Source organism: Flavobacterium algoriphilum, assembly GCF_048158655.1.
Lineage (GTDB): Bacteria > Bacteroidota > Bacteroidia > Flavobacteriales > Flavobacteriaceae > Flavobacterium > Flavobacterium algoriphilum.
Genome location: NZ_JBLNKY010000001.1, coordinates 289566 through 311033, shown reverse-complemented (window position 1 = coordinate 311033; position 21468 = coordinate 289566). Strand labels below are relative to the sequence as shown.

General features: G+C 34.6%; 17 protein-coding genes. 7 read left to right on the top strand and 10 right to left on the bottom strand.

Annotated features, from left to right (window positions below; all coding sequences use genetic code 11):
- Positions 1–169 precede the first annotated feature (169 nt).
- From ACM55G_RS01330 to panC, 7 genes are all read right to left on the bottom strand, one after another.
- Positions 170–580, bottom strand: a complete 411-nt coding sequence (locus ACM55G_RS01330; RefSeq protein WP_416842099.1) for a hypothetical protein — start codon at positions 578–580, stop codon at positions 170–172.
- Positions 581–658: 78 nt separating this feature from the next.
- On the bottom strand, positions 659–1069 hold the full coding sequence (locus tag ACM55G_RS01325) for a hypothetical protein (protein WP_416842098.1): 411 nt from the start codon (positions 1067–1069) through the stop codon (positions 659–661).
- Positions 1070–1317: 248 nt separating this feature from the next.
- Positions 1318–2961, bottom strand: coding sequence for a carboxylesterase/lipase family protein (locus ACM55G_RS01320; RefSeq protein WP_416842097.1), 1644 nt, complete (start codon positions 2959–2961; stop codon positions 1318–1320).
- Positions 2962–3004: 43 nt separating this feature from the next.
- Entirely contained in the window at positions 3005–4366 is a 1362-nt protein-coding gene (gene radA / locus ACM55G_RS01315) for a DNA repair protein RadA (RefSeq protein ID WP_416842096.1), read from the bottom strand.
- Entirely contained in the window at positions 4366–5514 is a 1149-nt protein-coding gene (locus tag ACM55G_RS01310; protein WP_416842095.1) for an alpha/beta hydrolase, read from the bottom strand. The genes radA and ACM55G_RS01310 overlap by 1 nt, the downstream gene beginning before the upstream one ends.
- Positions 5515–5709: 195 nt before the next feature.
- The gene (gene panD, locus ACM55G_RS01305) at positions 5710–6060 is read right to left on the bottom strand and encodes an aspartate 1-decarboxylase (RefSeq protein WP_416842094.1); all 351 of its coding nucleotides are present in this window, start codon (positions 6058–6060) and stop codon (positions 5710–5712) included.
- Between the two features lie 14 nt (positions 6061–6074).
- Complete coding sequence (gene panC / locus ACM55G_RS01300) at positions 6075–6953, bottom strand: pantoate--beta-alanine ligase (RefSeq protein WP_416842093.1); 879 nt, start codon at positions 6951–6953, stop codon at positions 6075–6077.
- 78 nt (positions 6954–7031) lie between these two features.
- On the opposite strand from panC, the gene ACM55G_RS01295 reads away from it, so the two are divergent.
- The 7 genes from ACM55G_RS01295 (at position 7032) to ACM55G_RS01265 (ending at position 18227) form a co-directional block, all read left to right on the top strand.
- Entirely contained in the window at positions 7032–7838 is an 807-nt protein-coding gene (locus ACM55G_RS01295; protein ID WP_416842092.1) for a glycogen/starch synthase, read from the top strand.
- Between the two features lie 22 nt (positions 7839–7860).
- A complete protein-coding gene (locus tag ACM55G_RS01290) occupies positions 7861–9459 on the top strand; it encodes a DUF4270 domain-containing protein (protein WP_416842091.1) in 1599 nt (532 codons plus the stop codon).
- Positions 9460–9468: 9 nt separating this feature from the next.
- The gene (glmS, locus tag ACM55G_RS01285) at positions 9469–11316 is read left to right on the top strand and encodes a glutamine--fructose-6-phosphate transaminase (isomerizing) (protein ID WP_416842090.1); all 1848 of its coding nucleotides are present in this window, start codon (positions 9469–9471) and stop codon (positions 11314–11316) included.
- Between the two features lie 361 nt (positions 11317–11677).
- Positions 11678–14512, top strand: a complete 2835-nt coding sequence (locus ACM55G_RS01280) for a TonB-dependent receptor domain-containing protein (RefSeq protein ID WP_416842089.1) — start codon at positions 11678–11680, stop codon at positions 14510–14512.
- Between the two features lie 28 nt (positions 14513–14540).
- Positions 14541–16103, top strand: a complete 1563-nt coding sequence (locus tag ACM55G_RS01275; RefSeq protein ID WP_416842087.1) for a G-D-S-L family lipolytic protein — start codon at positions 14541–14543, stop codon at positions 16101–16103.
- A 257-nt stretch (positions 16104–16360) separates the two neighbouring features.
- Positions 16361–17872, top strand: a complete 1512-nt coding sequence (atpD, locus tag ACM55G_RS01270) for a F0F1 ATP synthase subunit beta (RefSeq protein WP_073352327.1) — start codon at positions 16361–16363, stop codon at positions 17870–17872.
- Positions 17873–17945: 73 nt separating this feature from the next.
- Positions 17946–18227: a FoF1 ATP synthase subunit delta/epsilon gene (locus ACM55G_RS01265; protein WP_416842086.1), complete on the top strand. Its 282-nt coding sequence runs from the start codon at positions 17946–17948 to the stop codon at positions 18225–18227.
- A 107-nt stretch (positions 18228–18334) separates the two neighbouring features.
- On the opposite strand, the gene ACM55G_RS01260 is transcribed toward ACM55G_RS01265, so the two are convergent.
- The 3 genes from ACM55G_RS01260 to ACM55G_RS01250 form a co-directional block, all read right to left on the bottom strand.
- The gene (locus ACM55G_RS01260) at positions 18335–18802 is read right to left on the bottom strand and encodes a DoxX family membrane protein (protein WP_416842085.1); all 468 of its coding nucleotides are present in this window, start codon (positions 18800–18802) and stop codon (positions 18335–18337) included.
- Between the two features lie 174 nt (positions 18803–18976).
- Positions 18977–20533 carry a vanadium-dependent haloperoxidase gene (locus ACM55G_RS01255; protein WP_416842084.1) on the bottom strand — a complete coding sequence of 519 codons (1557 nt, stop codon included), beginning with the start codon at positions 20531–20533 and terminating at the stop codon, positions 18977–18979.
- A gap of 9 nt (positions 20534–20542) precedes the next feature.
- On the bottom strand, positions 20543–21445 hold the full coding sequence (locus ACM55G_RS01250; protein WP_416842083.1) for a hypothetical protein: 903 nt from the start codon (positions 21443–21445) through the stop codon (positions 20543–20545).
- Positions 21446–21468: the final 23 nt, after the last annotated feature.

Below are 21468 nucleotides of genomic sequence, written 5' to 3'. Positions count from 1 at the left end.
ATAAAGAAAAGGAAAAATATTCCTAACAGATGTAATTTTATATTTTTCTTTATAATTTCGATTAGATTTCGTCTTTTTTAGGGCATAAAAAAACTACAATACTTTTGATATTGTAGTTTTTTAAATTTGTAGATAAGGATACAAGCTGACAAAATCTCACTATAGCATTTTAGGTGTGATTATAGAAATCTTTCACTTTAGCCACAATTTGATTTGATGTCAAGCTATCAGTTGTTTCTACAGATTTTAGTTTGTTGTTGATGGATTTATCCTCTTTTATTTTTTTTTCTAGTTCTATTTTGGTTTCAGCAGGACCAAAAACAAAAAGTTCATCTGATCCGTGGACATGCGATAAAACATCTTTTAAAAAATGATTCATTTGATTTTTTTTTCTTTCCTCTAATTTTGTTTCATTATTTCCATGATGACTTCCCGAGAAGGTTCCTTTGTTCCCTTCGTCATTATGATGAATACGATTTTCAATGTCGGATTCAATTTCCATTATTTTTTCTTTTCCACCATCAAGAGTAACAATAATTGCTTTTGAGGTATCAATCCAGATGCCGGTTTGCTTTTTCATGTCTTTATTTTTTTATGTTAAAAGGACTGTTTTCAAACAGCTTTAAATTTGATTGAATAATAGGGTTTCAATATTGATTTAATCTTGTTGTGACAGAATAGTATTTAATTGACTTAGAAAAACGCGTTCCGATTTATTTTTCCCCGAAAAAGAAGTCGCAATGCTTTTGGCAGTATTTCGTATTAGAGCATTAACCTGCGGGGTGAACAGATTTTTGTGTTCTTTTCTGAAAGTTTTGAAGTCAGGAAGAACCTCTTCAAAGCCCCAATTGCTCTCTTTAAACCAATCAAAAATAATTTCGATTTCATAGGCGGTATCGTCCCCAAACTCATTAAAAGTGTTTTCAAACGGAAGCCATTCTGTCTTTACAATTTCTTTGAGTTGTTCTATTTCTTCTTCACGAATGGTTTTATCTATGGCCGCAATACAATAAAACACTTTTCCTAAGTGTTCATAGAGATGCATCATGGTTTGGTGCGATGGTTTCATTTTTCAATCTTTAGATAAAAAACAATATATAAATTTACAACAAAATAATGATTCCTATTCTAGATTTTAATTTTTTATTGAGCGATATTTTTATTTTATAAAATATAATCGTTTGATTTTCAGGTAAAATAAAAGTTTTTGTTTAAATGATTCGGGTTAATTATGGCTTCTTGCGAATTATAATATGAGGCATAAAAAAGAGGATGCCGTTTTTAATGACATCCTCTTTTTTGCAAAAGCAGAAAAAATTATTTTTTCGAATATTCTTTTTCTAAAAAAAGATAACGCGCTTCATTTTCTGCTTTTATTGATTTTGAATTTACATCAATAACCATAATCGCTGGACTTTCTTCATTTTTTGCGATAGGCCAAACAGGAAGTTTATCACCGTTTGGATTTCCTGTTTTAATGAAGTTGGCAAAAAAGTTCATCATGGTATCCGAAACTTTGTAATCATCGTCAGTCCAAGCATAATTTTTATTAGATGCTAAATTTCCCATTGCATATTCTATTTCAGCAGAGTGAACCGCCCCTTTTGGTTTCGGAGTTCTTGGAGTGTTTTTGTCTTTTTTAATGACGCCTCCTGCAAGAGCTGCTTCAAGTTCATTGTCGCGTATTTCGGGTCTTGGATGCACATAATAATAACGATATACAGGCTGGGTGCTGTTTTTTCGATGCAAATCAAACCATTTCCAAGTACTGTATGCGATAAAACGGTCTCCAGCCAAATCGGTGGCAGATTGCTCGGTTACTTGAGGAGTTCCTGTGGGATATAATTTCAATACTTCATCCGCTTTGTTGCCGTATAATTCTTTTATTTTTTGGATATAACTTTCATTGTCTAGATCTTTTCCCATTATTAAAGCACGGTAGTTCATTTCCTCTGAATTCCATCCCAATAATAAAGGAACCATAGTTTGTTGTTTGGCTTCAAAAATTTCCGGTAACGATTTTGGCAAAAAATAACCGTCAATAGTTATTTTGAAAACGCCCAGACTTGTTCCCAATGATTTTTGATACAGTTCAAAAGTGGACATTCCACGAAGGTCTTTTAAGGATGAAGCTCCAATTTTTTTGGCAAATTCGAGGCCTATTTTTTCGCTTTCTGCCAAAGGGACCGGAGATAATGTAGGGAAGATGGAACCACCGCTTTCGCCAATAGCTCCTGCGATAAGTCCATTTGATAATGGAGAAGCCATTTGAGCGCTCACCGAAATAGAACCTGCTGATTCTCCTGCGATTGTCACGCGTTTTGGATCACCTCCAAATTTTGAAATATTGGCCTGTACCCATTTTAAAGCAGCATTTTGATCTAATAATCCGTAATTTCCAGATGCGTGATTGTGTGATTCTTTGGTTAATTCCGGGTGGGATAAAAATCCCCAAATCCCTAATCTATAATTTACGGTTAAGGTTACAATTCCTTTTTTGGCCATGTTTTCGCCATCATAACGATTTTCGGAACCATCGCCAGCGGCAAAACCACCCCCGTAAAAATAGACTAAAACAGGAAGTTTTTCATTGTCAGATTTAGCTGGAGACCAAATATTAAGATATAAGCAATCTTCGCTCGTCCCGTCACTTCTAAAACCCATATCGCCAAATATGTAGGATTGGATTGCTCTTGGTCCAAATTTTTTAGTTCGTTTTATATCAGTCCAATTCGTTAAAGCTTGAGGGGCTTTCCATCGTAAATTACCCACTGGTGGCTGTGCAAAGGGAATTCCTTTGAAGCTTTGAATATTTGTTTTCACATCAAATTCACCTTCTATTATTCCATTTGAAGTGGTTATTTGAACAGGGAAAGCATTTGGGTTTTCGGCATGTTGCGCTATGGAAAAGAAGGGGATTGCCAATAGCATAAACCCAATGCATTTAATTTTCAGATTCATAATATATGTGTTTTATCGTGTAATTTTTTTATAAAGAGAAATTCTACCCAAACAATTCACTTGCGATGTCTTCAATTTTGGCTACCAATCGAATTTTAATTCCAGTATTTTTCAGCGCAATTTTATTGTATTTTGAAACAAAAATGGTCGAAAATCCTAGTTTTTCTGCTTCCTGAATGCGTTGGTCTACGCGGTTAACAGGACGTATTTCTCCGGAAAGACCCACTTCACCTGCAAAGCAAAAATCTTTATTTACGGGAATGTCTTCATTCGATGATAAAATGGCTGCCACAACGGCCAAATCAATTGCAGGATCGTCTACCGAAATTCCTCCTGTTACGTTGAGGAAAACATCTTTGGCGCCAAGCCTGAAACCGGCTCTTTTTTCTAAAACTGCCAGAATCATATTCAATCTTTTGGCATTGTAACCTGTTGTGCTGCGTTGTGGAGTTCCGTAAACAGCGGTACTCACTAACGATTGAATTTCGATCATCAAAGGGCGCATCCCTTCCAATGTAGAGGCGATTGCCGTTCCTGATAATTCCTCGTCTTTATGCGAAATTAAGATCTCTGACGGATTGGAAACTTCTCGCAAACCATTGCCCAGCATTTCATAAATACCAATTTCAGCAGTGGAACCAAAACGGTTTTTTAACGAACGTAAAATACGGTACACGTGATTTCTGTCACCTTCAAATTGCAAAACGGTGTCCACCATGTGTTCCAATATTTTTGGTCCGGCAATGTTTCCATCTTTGGTAATATGACCAATAAGAATCACGGGAATATTGGTTTCTTTGGCAAATTTTATTAGTTCGGCTGTGGTTTCCCGTATTTGAGAAATACTTCCGGGTGTCGATTCGATATAATCGGTATGAAGCGTTTGAATGGAATCGATAATGACGATTTCAGGCTGTATGGCTTCAATTTGTTTGAAAATATTTTGGGTTTTGGTTTCGGTAAGAATATAACAATTATCTCCGCTTGGGGTGATTCTTTCGGCACGCATTTTTATTTGCTTCTGACTTTCTTCTCCCGAAACATACAAGGTTTTGTAGGGTAATTTTAAGGAGATTTGAAGTAAAAGGGTACTTTTTCCTATGCCGGGTTCACCACCTAAAAGGATCAGAGAACCGGGAACTATTCCCCCACCAAGTACGCGATTGAGTTCACCATCAGTAGTGTCCATACGGATTTCCTGAGTGGAATCAATTTCGTTTATTCGTAATGGTTTTGGTGCTTTGTTGGTGGAAGTTGGTTCGCTTTTCCAAGCTACTTTTTCTTGTTTTTGAATGATTTCTTCCGCTATGGTATTCCATTCTTTGCAGGAATTGCATTGTCCTTGCCATTTGGCATATTGGGCTCCACAGTTCTGACAAAAAAAAGTAGTTTTTACTTTTGACATTATTTTTTTGGTGTTAGGCTTTTCATATCTTCATATTTTTGATACATCATGTCTTTTGTTAAAGTGCCAATTTCTTCTAATTGGGATGCTGTTTGATATGATTTTGCGGCTTTTTTTGTGTCACCTGTTTTTTCATACATAAGTCCCAATTCATAATCGGCAAGCATCGATTTCGGGTAGTTTTTCTTGGCAATATCAGATAATTTATCCAATTCTGGATAGGCTTTATTTTTTAGAATTGCGGCTTCAATTGCTTTGAAATCATTGATTCGAATGGGGATTTTTAAGCCTAAATTTTTTGACATAACGTCATATTTATTTGTCAAGTAATCAACAAAACCAGTTTGAAGGACAGCAATTTTATCCGCGTATTCCGTTGATGAAATTGGTTTATACGAGTCGAAAAATTGATAGAGCGCATTTGGAATCGAATAAAGTACGAGTGAATAATGTGAGGCTCCTTTGAAATTATCAAATTTATAATTGATTAACGGGTTTGTAACCAGTTTCATGTTTTCGTCTAATTTTTTTATAGGTTCCTGAAGTTGTCTTACATCGCCATCTCCAGTGGATTGATAATAAAAAATGGGTTGTTTTATATTTGAAAGTTTTTCTGGAATATGGTTTTCCATGCCAGGAGCAAGTTCCGGACTTAAAGAAATATAGGCGTTAAATAATGGAGTGTCTTTGTATAGAAAAAAGTTTAAAAAACCTGCTGTGGTATCATGTCCTGCAATAATTCGGAAAGGCGCCGTACGATATTTTTTCTCAAGATATGGGAGTAATTCACCACCTATAAATTCGAAAAATTGCGCCCCTTTTCCTGATGGAACACCATTTGTAGCATCATAAGTACTGTCCTCTGTGCGCTCGTCTTTTTTATTTTGAGTGATGCCAACGATTATGGTTTCAGGTAAATCATCCCAATAAGCGCCATAGTTTAAAGCTCCGTAAAATGGATCAAAGAGGTAATCCCCATCAAGTAAAATCAAGATTGGATATCTTTTGTTTGGTTTTTTTTCATAGGATGGCGGTAAGCCAATTGTGATTTCCCGAGTCTCGCCTAGTTTATTTGAATCGAATTGTTGGGTTGTTTTTTGAGAAAATACTGAAATAGAAAAGAGTAGTATGAGTAATGTCTGTTTCATGATTTTGGAGTGTTTTAGAAATTTAAATTATTCTAAATGGAGTAGCAATATAATACTTTTATTAAAATAGAAATAGCAAATAATACTACAGTTCCAGAACTTATTTGGCTTGCGCTTAATTTTGGAAAATATAGGTTACAATATTTCTAAAAAAGAGTATAAAAGAGTCCTTTAGTGTATAAACTTCTAAAACAATTAGGTCAGTGAATTGTCATTTTCATTTGGAAAGATAATCCAAGGCTTGAAGGTTTTGGCTTCTTCAAATTCTAAAGTTGCATAGGATATGATGATAATAATATCATCTTTTTGCACTTTTCTGGCTGCCGGACCATTTAGCGTTATAATTCCTGAATTTTTCTCGCCTTTGATAGCATAGGTATCAAAACGCTCGCCATTATTGATATTTACAATAGAGACTTTTTCACCTTCTATGATGTTAGAAGCCGCTAATAAAGCTTCGTCAATAGTAATACTTCCGATATAATTTAAATCGGCTCCAGTTACTTTTACTCGGTGTATTTTTGATTTTACGACTTGAATTTGCATGCTACAAAAGTAAATTAATTTAATGAAATGGTGTCAATCAAACGAATATTGTTGACAAAAACGGCTATAAAAGCACGGTATTTCTTATTTGTATCTTTTATTACGCCAGGCAATAGTGTTTCCTCATCAGCAATTACAAAGTATTCTAATGTGAAGAGAGTGTTGTTTTCGAAAGCTTTTTTAACCCATTCCGTTACGGATTCGGGAGTTTCTGTTTTAAATTTTTCTTTTGCAATAGCTAGTGTTTTATAAATTATTGCGGCTTCGTCTCTTTCCTGTAGGGATAAACGTTCGTTACGGGAACTCATTGCTAGATGGTTGGGTTCCCTGTAAATTGGACAACCAATTACATTTACTTTCAAGTTGGCTTTTGCAACCATTTTTTTGACAATTTGCAATTGTTGAAAATCTTTTTCGCCAAAGTAGGCATTTGTAGGTGCTACAATTTCAAAAAGACGTTTTACAATAGTCCCGACACCATTAAAATGTCCGGGTCTGAATTCTCCTTCCATTTGATTTTCTAATCCGTCAAAATCAAAAGATTGAGACAGGGGCTGTCCGTCATAAATATCTTCGACAGTTGGAGCATACAAGATAATTTTTGGACTCAATGCAGTAAGTTTTTTCACATCTTCTTCTAAAGTCCTTGGATATTTTGCTAAATCTTCCGGATTGTTGAATTGGGTAGGATTTACAAAAATACTCACTACAGTATATTCATTTTTCAGTAACGATTTTTGCATTAAAGCCAGATGACCCTCATGTAAAGCGCCCATAGTTGGAACAAATCCAATGGTGGAATCAGCAGTTCTGATAGATTTCAAATAATCTCTCAAAGCTGCTTTTCCATAGAAAATATGCATGGTGGTATTATTAAAATTAAATGCAAACATAATATTTTAGTTAATAACTCCATAAATTTTTGTAATTTTGCATGGTTTTTATTACCAATAAACTAAGTAAATTACAATATGAAAGATAAGAGGATATTATATGTATCATCTGAAGTGGTGCCTTATCTCGCTGAAAATGAGGTTTCTTTAATGTCTTATGACGTTCCGAAAATGATTAATGATCAGGGAGGACAGATAAGAATTTTTATGCCAAGATATGGAAATATAAATGAAAGAAGACACCAATTACACGAAGTAATAAGACTTTCGGGGATGAATTTGGTAGTAAATGACTTAGATATGCCATTGATTATAAAAGTGGCTTCAATTCCTAAAGAAAGAATTCAGGTTTATTTTATTGACAATGACGAATATTTTAAGCGAAAAGCCACATTTGCCGATGAGGAAGGCGTTATGTATCCAGATAATGATGAACGGGCTATTTTCTTTGCAAAAGGAGTTGTAGAAACTGTAAAAAAGTTGAATTGGGTTCCGGATATTATTCATGTTCACGGATGGATGGCGGCGATGTTGCCAATTTATCTGAAACATTTTTATAAAAATGAAGCTTTATTCTCAGAAACAAAGATAGTTACGTCGGTTTACAGTCAGTCTTTTGAAGGAACTTTGGATGTAGAAATGATTAATAAGGTAAAATTTGACGGCATTCCTAATGAGGCAATTGCGGATTTAGAAATTCCGGATTATGAGAATATCATAAAAGCAACTGTCATGCATTCTGATGCTGTAATTATTGCTTCAGAGAACCTGTCTTCAAGTTTAACAAAATTTATAGAATCTTCGGGTAAACCTTTTTTATCTTTCGTCCCGAAAGACAAATTCGCGGAAGCGTATACTAATTTCTATAAAAACGAAGTTCTTTAAAATTAAACTTTTATTATTAAATATGTACAATAATTCTTTTTTCAAGAAAATGCTGGTTTTGGCTAGCATTATTCTTTTGTATTCATGTGATAAAGATTATAATGTTATTGGCGGTGATTTAATTGGTGATAACCATTTTGATCTTAGCAAGTATACATCAAGTGTAGTAGCTTACAATCAGAAAATTGGACCTATTCAGTCTAATGATCTTCCTGTAAATCCATTAGGAATTTACAATAATCCTAATTTTGGTGAAACTACTGCCAATTTTAATACGCAATTGATTTTGTCATCTATTTTAACTGCTGTTAGCACCAGACCTCATGTGGTAAGCGTGGTTTTGACAATACCATATTATTATAATACCTCAAAAACAGTTACAAATACAGATGGTAGCCATGTTTATACATTAGATTCGATTTATGGAGCGGATAAGGCACCAATGAAATTAAGTGTGCATGAGTCCGGGTATTACATGAGAGATACTGATCCTGTAGGTGGATTTCAACAAACTCAAAAATATTTTACAAATCAAAACGCAGATTTTGACAATGTGAAAGTTGGAAGTCGTTTAAATACGGATTCGAATTTGGCTCAGAACGATAATTTCTTCTTTGACTCTGCGGAACATGTTGTAACTTCAACTGACTCTATTACAAAAGTTGTTACGACGGCAAGAACACCTCCGGGAATGCAATTAAATTTGAATAAAAGCTATTTTAAAACTAGAATTATTGACGCTGTCGCAGCAGGTAAGTTAGCGACAAATGATGTTTTCAAGGAGTACTTTAGAGGATTGTACTTTAAAATGGAAAAATCAGGAAGTAGCGCCGGAAATTTAGCTATGTTAAATTTTAAAGCTGGAAAAATCACCATCAATTATAATGAGGATTTATCTACTACAGTAAGTGGTGTTACAACAGTAACACGAGTTAAAAAAAGTATAGTTCTTAATATGACTGGAAATTCCGTGAGTTTGTTAAATAATAATTTTGGAAGCAGTGGGCTTGCTTATAATGCGTTGCCAAATACAGGAAGTACTTCAGCTGGGGATGAAAAATTATATTTAAAGGGCGGAGAAGGTTCTCTTGCTGTTTTAAATCTTTTTAGTACTGCCGGTGAACTTGAAAACATAAAAAGTAAAGGTTGGTTGGTTAATGAAGCGAATCTAGTTTTCCATATAGATGCAAGTGCAATGGCAAATAGTTATGAGCCAAAAAGAGTTTACTTGTATGACTTAACAAATAACAGACCTGTTGTTGATTATTATAATGATGCGACCACAAGTATTAATGCTAAACAATCAAAATTAGTATTTGATGGTAATATAAATACAGATGTTACATCTAAAAGAGGATTGACATATAAAATCAGAATTACAAATCAGATCAGAAATCTTATTAGAAATGCCGATTCGACAAATGTTAAATTAGGTATTGTAGTTACGGAAGATATAACTACTATTGCTTCTTATAAAATGAAAACTCCAAATGCATTTATCTCTCAAGCTCCAAAAGCAAGCGTGATGAATCCACTAGGAACCATTCTTTATGGGGGAAAAGCAACAGTTCCGGAGGACAAAAGATTAAAACTTGAAATTTTTTATACAAAACCTAATTAAGTAAAAATTATGTGTGGAATTGTTGGATATATCGGATATAGAGAAGCTTACCCTATTGTCATAAAAGGGCTAAAAAGATTAGAATATAGAGGTTATGATAGTGCTGGTGTTATGTTATATGACGGCGAGAACTTGAAAATTTCTAAAACTAAAGGTAAAGTTGTAGATTTAGAAGAGAGGGCTACTAAAGAAATCTCAATAAATGGAACTATAGGAATGGGACATACCCGTTGGGCAACACATGGAGTTCCAAACGATGTTAATTCGCATCCCCATCTTTCTAATTCAGGTGATTTGGCTATAATTCACAATGGAATTATTGAAAATTATGCTCCATTAAAAAAGGAGTTAATGAAAAGAGGATATGTCTTTCATTCTGACACGGATACTGAAGTTCTTGTAAATCTTATAGAAGAAGTTCAGAAAAAAGAAAATTTTAAAATTGGTAAAGCAGTTCAGGTAGCTCTGAATCAAGTGGTTGGTGCTTATGCAATTGCTGTTTTTGATAAAAAGAATCCTGACGAAATTGTTGCGGCACGTTTAGGAAGTCCGCTAGCAATTGGTGTAGGAGAAGGGGAATATTTTATAGCTTCTGATGCTTCTCCATTTATTGAATATACTTCTAATGCTATTTATTTAGAAGATGGTGAGATGGCAAATATCAGGCTGCATAAACCAATGAAAGTAAGAAAAATCAAAGATGATTCTTTAGTTGATCCGTATATTCAAGAACTTCAATTGAACTTGGAGCAAATTGAAAAAGGAGGTTACGATCACTTTATGTTGAAAGAGATTTACGAACAACCAGATGTTATAAAAGATACTTACCGTGGAAGACTTCATGCAAATGAAGGAATTATCCAAATGTCAGGAGTTGAGGATAATTTAGAAAAATTTTTAAATGCTGACAGAATAATAATAGTAGCATGTGGTACTTCTTGGCACGCAGGTTTAGTAGCAGAATATATATTTGAAGAGTTTGCTAGAATCCCGGTAGAAGTAGAATATGCTTCTGAATTTAGATATAGAAATCCTATAATAAATAGTAAAGATATCGTTATTGCAATTTCGCAATCAGGAGAAACGGCTGATACAATGGCTGCGATAAAATTAGCAAAAGAGAATGGTGCTTTTGTATTTGGGGTTTGTAATGTTGTAGGTTCTTCTATTTCTAGAGAAACAAATGCAGGGGCTTATACTCATGCGGGACCTGAAATAGGGGTTGCTTCCACAAAAGCATTTACCACACAAATCACTGTGTTGACAATGATGGCGTTGCGTTTGGCGAAAGCTAAAGGTACAATGTCAAACACAGATTTCCACAGGTATTTGCAAGAATTAGAAATTATTCCTGAAAAAGTTAAAGAAGCCTTAGAAACAAATGACAGGGCAAAGGAAATTGCAGCTGTGTTTAAAGATGCACCTAACTGTTTGTATTTAGGAAGAGGTTATAACTTTCCGGTAGCTCTAGAAGGGGCATTGAAGCTTAAGGAAATATCTTATATTCATGCCGAAGGTTATCCTGCTGCTGAAATGAAACATGGTCCGATCGCATTAATAGATGAACATATGCCTGTTGTCGTTATTGCACCAAAACAGGGTCATTATGATAAAATTGTAAGTAATATTCAAGAAATTAAATCCCGAAGCGGAAAGATTATTGCAATAGTAACCAAAGGGGATACTCAGGTTCGTGAATTGGCAGATTATGTAATTGAAATACCTGAAACCTCAGATGCATTGTCTCCGCTAATCACTACGATTCCTTTACAACTTTTATCCTATCATATTGCCGTAATGAGAGGATGTAATGTAGATCAACCGCGTAATTTAGCTAAATCAGTCACAGTAGAATAGTAAGATATTATTTATTTTAAATAGATAAAACCTTGGAAGATTTTTCTTTCGAGGTTTTTTTATGTTTTGTTTTGGCTAATTTAAAAAACATCTTTAAAAATCATTTTTTTTTTCGATCTGTTCATTTTTATTGAATAGCTAATAATTAATAAAATTATTAAGATTAATGTATTTATTATATGCATGCATAATGTTATTTTGATTTTTTTACTTAATTTTTTACAAAATACAGAATACGTAAAATGTAGAATAAGTTCAAATGAGTCAAAATCATTGATAATTATTAAATTTTAATGGCAGTTTTTTAATAATATCAAAAATATTTGTACTTTGGCATTATAAACCAACAAATTATAACCGAATGAGAGTGTATTTACTTTTTTTGTCATTGTTTTTTTGTAGCCTTACTTTTGCTCAAAATTCAATTTCAGGTATTGTTACAGACAGTAGCAATCAACCGATTCCTGGAGCCAACATCAAAATTGTTGGAGAAACAGCTGGTAGTATTACCGACATCGATGGAAAATTTACTTTAAATTCATCATTAAAGCCACCTTATGTGATTTATGTTACCAGCGTAGGTTATGGTTCTAAAAAAATAACTGTTTCGTCAAATAATCAAAAAGTTATGGTTAAGCTTGCTGATGAAGAAACAAAACTGAATGAGATTGTAGTTTCTGCTTCAAGAACCCCAGAAAGAGTATTAGAATCTCCAGTTACAATTGAAAGAATGAGCATTGCGGATATTAAAAAGAGTGCATCTGCAACTTTTTATGATGGTTTGGAAAACTTGAAGGAAGTACAAATGAATACGAGTAGTTTGTCTTTTAAATCAATAAATACACGTGGTTTTGCTACTGTTGCAAATACCCGTTTTATGCAGTTGGTTGACGGTATGGATAACTCTTCACCATTATTAAATTTTGTATTAGGAAATATGATTGGTGTTTCTGAAATTGATGTTCAAAGCGTAGAGTTGTTGCCTGGAGCATCGTCTGCATTATATGGTGCAAATGCTTTTAACGGTATTTTGTTTATGAATAGTAAAAACCCTTTTACAAGTCAGGGAATTACTGCTTACGCAAAGTTTGGACAGACTGTTCAAGATGCTGCAGGGTCAAACGATTTCGTTGATTATGGAGTGAGAATGGCGCATGCGTTTAGTCCGAAATTAGCTGGAAAAGTTAATTTCACTTATATGCATGGTACGGATTGGCATGCTACAAACTATGATGACAAGAAGGTTGCGGGAAGAGATAGAAGCAACGTAAATTATGATGGTATTAATGTTTATGGTGATGAAGTTACGACTAATATAAAAGGAGTTGGACAATCTTTAGCCTCTTTGGGTTTAATACCAGCAGGAGCTGTTAATTTACTTCCAAATTATAATGTTAGTAGAACAGGATACAATGAAGTGGATTTAACAGATAACAAAGCAAGTAATACTAAAATTGATTTCTCTCTTCATTATAGACCTTTTGGGAATGAAAATTTAGAAGTTATTTGGCAAAGTAAATTTGGTTTCGGAAACGCAGTATATCAAGGAGCCAATAGATATTATCTGAATGATTTTTTTATGCAACAGCATAAATTAGAAATAAAAGGGAAAAACTTCTTTGTAAGAGGTTATACAACTAATGAGGATGGAGGGAAATCGTATGATATGCTTTTTACGGGAATAAACATCAATAGAAAATGGAAAGATGATAAAACGTGGTTTGGGCAATATGCAGGAGCTTATATTCAATCTACATTAGCAGGAATGGCGCCTGAAAATGCACACATAATAGCAAGAAATACGGCTGATACCGGAAGATTTCTTCCTGGTACTCCTGAATTTAAAGCTGCTTTTAATAGTGTAATTAATGAGCCAAGTGTACTTACTGGTTCAAGACTAGTTGATAATTCTAAAATATATCATAGTGACGCTAATTATAATTTTAAAGACATTATAAAATTTGCTGAGATCCAAGTTGGAGGGTCTTTTAGACTTTATGAATTAAATTCTCACGGTAGAATTTATACCGATGCAAATGGTCCTATTAATTACAATGAATATGGTGCTTATACGCAATTGACAAAAAGATTTATAGAAGATAGATTGAAATTTACAGGATCTGTTCGCTATGATAAATCAAAAAATTTCAATGGTAGTGTTTCTCCTAGAATATCTCTAGTATATTCTGGCGGTGAAAGCAAGAAACATAACTTTAGAGCGTCTTTTCAAACAGGCTTTAGAAATCCATCAACACAAGATCAATACATTGGGTTTAATGTAGGAAGTGCTATACTACTTGGTTCCGCTCCAGATAATCTAACGAGATACAGCGAAACTTTGCCAGTTTCTACAGTTGCCGGGCAAGCTTTTGCTGGTGGAACTTCGGTTGTTATGACTGGTTTGAATGCGTATAATAATTCCTATACGGCTTCCTCTGTAAACGCATTTAGTGCTTTAGCGGCCAGTAATCCTGTGGCTGGATCGGCTTTGTTGAGAAAAACAAATGTGGATTATGTAAAACCGGAACAGGTTAAGGCATTTGAAATTGGATATCGTTCTTTTATAGAAGATGTGTCTATTGACGTTAATGGATATTATAATATTTATAATGATTTTATCGGAAATTTAAATGTTGTAGCTCCTTTTTACGGTACAGCAGCAGATTCTCCAAATCCTTTAGCAGGGCCTACAGATTCGGGAGCTCAATCTTTGCATGCACTTCAAAATGGTAATTACAGAGCATATCAATTGTATACGAATACTAACATAGAGATTAAATCACTTGGTTTTGGTCTAGGGCTTTCTAAAAAAGTATATAGAAATTTTGAAGTTGGTGTGAACTATAATTATGCGGAATTTAAATTCGATCAAGAAAAAGATCCAAGCTTTGAAGCAGGTTTTAATACACCAAAACACAGAGTTAAAGCATCATTTGGAAACGAAAAATTATTCAGTAATTTTGGATTTAACGTAAGTGGAAGATGGAATACCGCGTATTTGTGGCAATCTACAATGGTTGATGGTATGATTGCTTCAGCTACAGTAATTGATGCGCAAGTTAATTACAATATGCCAAAACTAAAATCAACGCTTAAACTAGGAGCTTCGAATATTGGTGGAAAAGAATATACTCAAGTATTAGGTGCGGGTTTAATTGGGCAGCAATTTTTTGCTTCTTGGACAATCAACCCATAATGAAGTCAATAATATAAAAAACACAACCATGATAAAAAATTTCAAATGGCTACTATTGGTTTCTTTAAGCTTTGTAGCATGTAATAATGATGACAATACAGTAGTTGTTGAAGAGCCAGTCACTTCTGGAACAGCGAGTTTTTCAAAATATGTAGCGTTAGGGGATTCATTTGCTGCTGGATATAGTGATGGGGCCCTTTTCAAAAAAGGACAAGAGGGTTCTTATGTTACTATACTATCGCAACAATTTGCAGCAGCTGGAGGGGGTGAATTTAAGACGCCTTTTACATCGGATAATGTTGGAGGGTTGCTTTTAGGGGGAAATGTAATAGCTGGTGTTCGTTTGTATTTTAACGGTAAAGGGCCTGTGCCGGTTAGTGGGACTCCTACGACTCAAGTGACGACTAAGATTACAGGGCCATTTAATAATTTAGGAGTTCCTGGGGCAAAAAGTTATCATCTTTTGGCTTCAGGATATGGAAATGTTGCAGGTGTTGCTACTGGTGCTGCAAATCCTTATTTTGCGCGATTTGCTACTGCCTCTGGAACAACAGTTTTAGCGGATGCTTTGGTTCAAGCGCCTACTTTCTTTTCTTTATGGATTGGTGGTAATGATGTTTTGGGTTATGCGACATCTGGAGGTATTGGTGTAAATCAAACCGGAAATTTAAATCCAGCGACTTATGGTGGTAATGATATAACAGATCCTACTGTTTTTGCAAATGTTTATTCTGGTTTAGTTACTAATTTAACGGCGAATGGCTCAAAAGGAGTAGTTGCAAACCTGCCTTATGTAAATACGCTTCCGTATTTTACGACGGTTCCTTACAATCCATTGACGGCTAAAGTTCTTGGTGGAGGTAGCGAAGTTATAGGTCAGGCTACGATTGCTGCTTTGAATGCTCAATTGTATGGGCCATTAAATCAAGTTTTAACGAAATTTGGAGCGGGAGATAGAATTAACCTTCTTTCTGCAACAGCTGCTAATCCAATGTTGATAAAAGATGAGTTTTTGGTAAATTTGTCGGCTCAATTAAAGGCAGCCTTTACTCCAAGTTTGGGTGAGGCTACTGCAACTTTTTATGGAAATGTTTTTGGACAAGCTCGTCAAGCTACTGCTGCAGATTTAGTGCTTTTGCCAACACAATCTGCAATTGGTGTAGCTCCTACTGCAACTGATTCTGGTATTGGAATGTCGCCATCATCACCTTTAAATAAATTCGGAATTACCTATCCATTACAAGATAAGCATGTGTTAGTGCCAACTGAAGTTGCCGAAATTAAAGTTGCTACTGATGCTTATAATGTCTCTATAAAAACAATCGCTGATGCTAAAGGATTGGCTTTTGTTGATACAAAAGTGATTATGACTCAATTATCAAGTGGTGGAATTGTAAGTAATAGTTTTACATTAACGTCTACGTATGTAACTGGTGGAGCATTCTCGCTTGATGGTGTTCACCCCGGCCCTAGAGGGTATGCTTTGATAGCAAATGCATTTATGGCTGCCATTAATGCTAAATATTCTTCAACATTAAAACCGGTTGATTTAAGTCGTTATCCAATATTATACCCAGCCATAATTCAATAATCGTATTTTGGTCAGACTTGAAAAGCCACCCGTTTTATAACGTGTGGCTTTTTATTTTTATCCAAATAATAGATTTTTGTTTGTTTTAAAACAATATTAAATACAAAGCATTAAAATTATGCTGTTTTTTATAAAAAAAAATATTGATTTTATATTTTAAAAAATTATCTTTGCGCACTGAAAAAAGTGTCTAATCGATAAGTTTCGATTGGGATTATTTCATAAACCTAAATAGCTATTTAATAAATACATAAGTAATGTCAAAAGTAATAGGAAAAGTTGCCCAAATCATTGGCCCAGTAGTTGACGTTGTTTTCAACGGTAAGGATGTTGAACTTCCAAAAATTTATGATTCATTAGAAATCACAAAAAAAGATGGTACTTTATTGGTACTTGAAGTGCAATCTCACATTGGTGAAAACACCGTTCGTACCATTTCGATGGACTCAACAGATGGTTTGAGTAGGGGTTATGAAGTAGTTGGAACAGGAAATCCTATCCAAATGCCAATCGGCGCCGATGTTTACGGTCGTTTATTCAACGTAATTGGAGATGCCATTGATGGTTTAGGGAACTTGCCAAAAACAGGTGAAAACGGAATGTCTATTCACAGACAAGCACCTAAATTTGAAGATTTATCGACCTCTTCTGAGGTTTTGTTCACAGGTATTAAAGTAATTGATTTAATTGAGCCTTACTCAAAAGGGGGGAAAATTGGATTGTTCGGTGGTGCTGGTGTTGGTAAAACAGTATTGATTCAGGAGTTGATTAACAATATTGCAAAAGGCCACGGTGGACTTTCAGTATTCGCAGGAGTAGGAGAAAGAACACGTGAAGGAAATGACTTACTTCGTGAGATGCTAGAGTCAGGAATTATAAAATACGGGGATGAATTCATGCACTCTATGGAAAATGGAGGATGGGATTTATCTAAAGTAGATATGCCAGGAATGAGAGAGTCTAAAGCTACTTTCGTTTTTGGACAAATGAATGAGCCTCCAGGAGCTCGTGCTCGTGTAGCACTTTCTGGATTGTCTATTGCGGAATATTTCCGTGATGGTGCAGGAACTGATCAAGGTAAAGATGTATTATTCTTCGTGGATAATATCTTCCGTTTTACACAAGCAGGTTCTGAGGTTTCGGCACTTTTAGGTCGTATGCCATCTGCAGTAGGGTACCAACCAACATTGGCTACTGAAATGGGTGCGATGCAAGAGCGTATTACATCAACAAACAAAGGTTCTATTACATCTGTACAAGCGGTTTACGTTCCTGCGGATGATTTAACGGATCCGGCTCCAGCTACAACTTTTGCTCACCTTGATGCAACAACAGTTTTGTCTCGTAAAATTGCGGAATTAGGTATTTATCCTGCAGTGGATCCATTGGATTCAACTTCAAGAATTCTTACTCCTCAAATTTTAGGTGATGAGCATTATGACTGTGCACAAAGAGTAAAAGAAATTTTACAAAAATACAAACAATTACAAGATATCATCGCGATCCTTGGTATGGAAGAATTATCTGAAGAAGATAAATTATCCGTTTCAAGAGCGCGTCGTGTACAACGTTTCTTATCTCAACCTTTCCACGTTGCGGAGCAATTTACAGGATTGAAAGGAGTTTTAGTTGATATTAAAGATACTATAAAGGGATTTAATATGATTATTGACGGTGAATTAGATCACTTGCCAGAATCAGCTTTTAACCTTAAAGGTACTATTGAAGAAGCAATCGAAGCTGGAGAAAAAATGTTAGCGGAAGCTTAAAAATTATAAGTTATGAGTTATGAGTTCTTTCAAATTTTGAAAACTCATAACTCATAATTCAAAACTCATAATTATGTTATTAGAAATAGTATCACCAGAAGCAAAATTATTTTCAGCAGAAGTGACTTCGGTTACATTGCCAGGAGTGGATGGAAGCTTTCAAATTTTGAATAACCACGCGCCAATCGTTTCTATATTAGGAAAAGGTGTTGTGAAAATTACAGCTTCTAGTTTTGCTTTCGCAAAAGAAGTCGCAAGTAAATTCATGAAATTAGATGATCAAAATTATACCTTAGCGATCATTTCAGGAACAATTGAAATGAAAGATAATAAAGTTATCATTTTAGCAGACTAAAGAAATTTACATTATAATAAGTAAAAGCCTAACGCAACCGTTAGGCTTTTTTTATGTCCGATTATAAACTCCCTTAAAGGTTTTATTTAGAAGTTATGTTTTGACAACTATTTTATAAGTAGTTTCGAATTCATTTCGGCATAATACTTTTCATTATATTTTGCTGCAATTACAAAGGCTCCCGAAATTAAGATAAGATTTTTAATAATGTATTGGCCGATTAGAGTAGGACAGTATGGAAAAGCGTCAAAACAAATTGTTTTTAGTATGAAAATTGGAAAAAAGGTAACTGCCATATGCATCAATAACAATACAATTGTATAAGGTATGAATCGTTTTATGAGCAAACCAAGACCTATAATTACTTCAAAAATGCCAAGAACTGGAATAAATATTTCTGGTTTAAACCAATACACAGTTTCTTCAACTAATTCACCTGCAGGGCTTATACCGAAAATTTTTAAAGCACCAAACCAGACATAAACAATAGCAAGAGAAATTCGCATTATATTGATACTGTGTTTTTCCATTTTTTTACTAAATCTAAAATAAAACGAGTTGAATGTTGTTTTCATAATGAAATTTTAGGTCATGTATTTCTTTTTTTTTGATCAGAAAATATTTTTTCTATTTTAAACTTTAAATCTGAAAAATAAAAAGCCTAATAGATTTCCAACGTCTGTTAGGCTGTAATTGATAAAATGAGATATTTAAACAACCATTAAAATAAATTATCAACCTTAATTATTTTATTCAGCACCATCCGTAATGGCTCTTGCAACAGCAAAGGCACCTACTTTTTTGCCTAATTCAAGTCCTTTCTCACAATCACTTCTGTAATGAATACAGCCAAACATTCTAGAATCAGATGCTTCTTTTGCCATGTTTATGAAATTTTGCGCTTTTGCAGGAATGAAATGGGATAAAACTACACAGGCTGCACCACTAAAAGTAGAATGCCCCGACACATAGGAGGGGAAATTAGGAACTCCAGTAATTGTTTTTATAGAAGGGTCCATTTGTGATGGTCTTGGATTAAAATAAGTATACTTAGCATCCCAACAGCTTATAGCAGCATCCATCATTGCAATATTCAATAATGCCATATTTCTTGCCCATCGTACTTCACTATAATTTTGATCTACAAATGTCTCTGATGCAATAGCATTCCAGTGACCAGGTGGTGTGTAAGTTCCTACACCATCAGCCCAAAAAGTAACAATTTCCATGTTCTTTCGAGATGGATTAGTACTATAATTTTTTATTTCAGTTAATTCTTTTGCAAATTGTTCTGATTTTGTAGCTGGAGGTGGAATAGGTCGGCTGGCAAGAACCATTTCAGGAGTCATGAGAAACGATTTTACTTTGCCAAATAAGGGTAGCATTGGCGGTCTTGCAGGTAAATCTAATGATCGCCAAGGCGTTTCTCCAGTAGCTGCAGTTTGTGTTTCTAATTGTGTCCAAAGGGCCTGGTTTCCTATCGCAGCCGCAGCTCCATCTGCTCCAGCTCTGGTAATAAATTTTGCTGCAATCTTTCTTCCTAAAATGATGCCGGCTTCTACATCACTGCGAACATTGGCGCCGCTTATAATTCGATATAGTTTTTGTTCTTCCGCTTTTTCGTTAATGTATGCAATTTCAGTTGGGAACAATAATTTTAATAATTCAACTGTGACACCAGATAGGACACCATCTTCGGAAGGATAGGAAGGCATAGTGCTTTTTTGAATTAAAACTTGTAAAGTTGCGTCAACGTTAAAAGGAGCTGCTCTGTTGTATAATTTTTTATAGTACCAAGTAGCAATCATTGCATCATACTGGGCTGCGCTTACATAGGCATAGGCTCTAGCTGCATATGGTGGATTTGAAAAAGGAAATTGGGGATTTGCAAATGGATTTGCCCCCGATGGTGCAGGATAAGTTCCATCTTCATTTTGATAAGGAGGACGATTATGTCTAGCTACTAAAGTTCGCATGATTTCATTCCAACGTAAAACACCACCAGCGCTCCAATATTTTATAAATCTTTTTTGATCTGCTGATATGTTGACTTGGTAACTTTTTATTTCATTAATTTCTCTGGTAAAAGCTGGTGTGTTTGTGGCAACGGGTACATCTAGTGCAAATTCGTTTGGGGCAGTCAATAAAAAAGTTTTCCAGGTTCCCGCTAAATCGTCTGTATTTATTGGGTTTAAAGCGCGAAATTCTTCGTTTCGTTCCGTAATATCATCACTACACGAATAGCTACAGGCAAGGAATAAAGCTAAAAGAGTAGTATAGACTGTTTTTTGTATATTATTTTTCATCTTGTTTGCTTATTTTTTAAAATTAATCACATAAAATACACCGCCATAGAAGGTGTCTGATTTTCCCACGTTTCTTCCTTCTACTATATAATTATATCCACCTACAAGAGATAATTCGGGTATTTTTTTAAATGTATATTTAGAATTAATGCCATATTTTAATGCATTCATAGTATTACTTGGAAAAGGCATATTGTTTTTTGTAATGTCAAATCCTCCAGATTGAGTTACCCAATTGTCTATTACAAATTCGGCAATTAACCTAGTAGAGCGATAACCAGTTCTAAAATTTATCGAAATAGCATCAGGCATATCTACTTCATTTGTATAATGGATTTCGTCAGTGAGATACGCATTTCTATCGATAGTTATAGTTGCTCTTTTTACATAAGCAGCTGATATTGTCGTAAAGAAGTTTCCTCGCTGATAATCTCCCATTAAACGTAATGAAGCTGTTTTGCTCCTTAAACCAAGGCTCAACGGTAAATAATCAGCAGAATAATTGGATAAAGGAGCAGTAAAACTTCCTAAAGCATAAATGGAATAAGTTGCTTGGCCAATTGTTTTTTCTAATGGCATGTATTTTAGCGTAAGCGAAAGATCTTGTATTCCCTTCTGACCTTTCATGGTTCCTGCTGAAGCATTGGTTTCTATATACGGCACACTGAAAATTGCATTCAGTTTGTCAGAGATACCATAGTTTCCCATAAGACTAATTGATTTTGTTGATACGGTGCCAAGATTTAGATTCTCTCTTTTAAAATTGCCTTCCCAGTACTGATCCCAACTACTGTATTGATATATTGCTCCTACACAAAAATTATTTTTGCTCATCATGATGCCGTCAATATCTGTTTGGGCATTGATGAAAATAGGCGCTAATAATAGGTAAAGCAGGTATTTTTTTTTCATTTTAATAAATATTTTAATTATAA

Excerpts from the sequence above, each read along its gene's own strand:
- ACM55G_RS01295 (WP_416842092.1), top strand. The coding sequence starts at position 7,032 with ATGAAAGATAAGAGGATATTATATGTATCATCTGAAGTGGTGCCTTAT.
- ACM55G_RS01330 (WP_416842099.1), bottom strand. The coding sequence starts at position 580 with ATGAAAAAGCAAACCGGCATCTGGATTGATACCTCAAAAGCAATTATT.
- ACM55G_RS01325 (WP_416842098.1), bottom strand. The coding sequence starts at position 1,069 with ATGAAACCATCGCACCAAACCATGATGCATCTCTATGAACACTTAGGA.
- panC (WP_416842093.1), bottom strand. The coding sequence starts at position 6,953 with ATGTTTGCATTTAATTTTAATAATACCACCATGCATATTTTCTATGGA.
- ACM55G_RS01260 (WP_416842085.1), bottom strand. The coding sequence starts at position 18,802 with ATGAAAACAACATTCAACTCGTTTTATTTTAGATTTAGTAAAAAAATG.
- glmS (WP_416842090.1), top strand. The coding sequence starts at position 9,469 with ATGTGTGGAATTGTTGGATATATCGGATATAGAGAAGCTTACCCTATT.
- ACM55G_RS01265 (WP_416842086.1), top strand. The coding sequence starts at position 17,946 with ATGTTATTAGAAATAGTATCACCAGAAGCAAAATTATTTTCAGCAGAA.
- ACM55G_RS01275 (WP_416842087.1), top strand. The coding sequence starts at position 14,541 with ATGATAAAAAATTTCAAATGGCTACTATTGGTTTCTTTAAGCTTTGTA.
- ACM55G_RS01310 (WP_416842095.1), bottom strand. The coding sequence starts at position 5,514 with ATGAAACAGACATTACTCATACTACTCTTTTCTATTTCAGTATTTTCT.
- ACM55G_RS01250 (WP_416842083.1), bottom strand. The coding sequence starts at position 21,445 with ATGAAAAAAAAATACCTGCTTTACCTATTATTAGCGCCTATTTTCATC.
- ACM55G_RS01255 (WP_416842084.1), bottom strand. The coding sequence starts at position 20,533 with ATGAAAAATAATATACAAAAAACAGTCTATACTACTCTTTTAGCTTTA.
- ACM55G_RS01290 (WP_416842091.1), top strand. The coding sequence starts at position 7,861 with ATGTACAATAATTCTTTTTTCAAGAAAATGCTGGTTTTGGCTAGCATT.
- ACM55G_RS01320 (WP_416842097.1), bottom strand. The coding sequence starts at position 2,961 with ATGAATCTGAAAATTAAATGCATTGGGTTTATGCTATTGGCAATCCCC.
- radA (WP_416842096.1), bottom strand. The coding sequence starts at position 4,366 with ATGTCAAAAGTAAAAACTACTTTTTTTTGTCAGAACTGTGGAGCCCAA.
- panD (WP_416842094.1), bottom strand. The coding sequence starts at position 6,060 with ATGCAAATTCAAGTCGTAAAATCAAAAATACACCGAGTAAAAGTAACT.
- ACM55G_RS01280 (WP_416842089.1), top strand. The coding sequence starts at position 11,678 with ATGAGAGTGTATTTACTTTTTTTGTCATTGTTTTTTTGTAGCCTTACT.
- atpD (WP_073352327.1), top strand. The coding sequence starts at position 16,361 with ATGTCAAAAGTAATAGGAAAAGTTGCCCAAATCATTGGCCCAGTAGTT.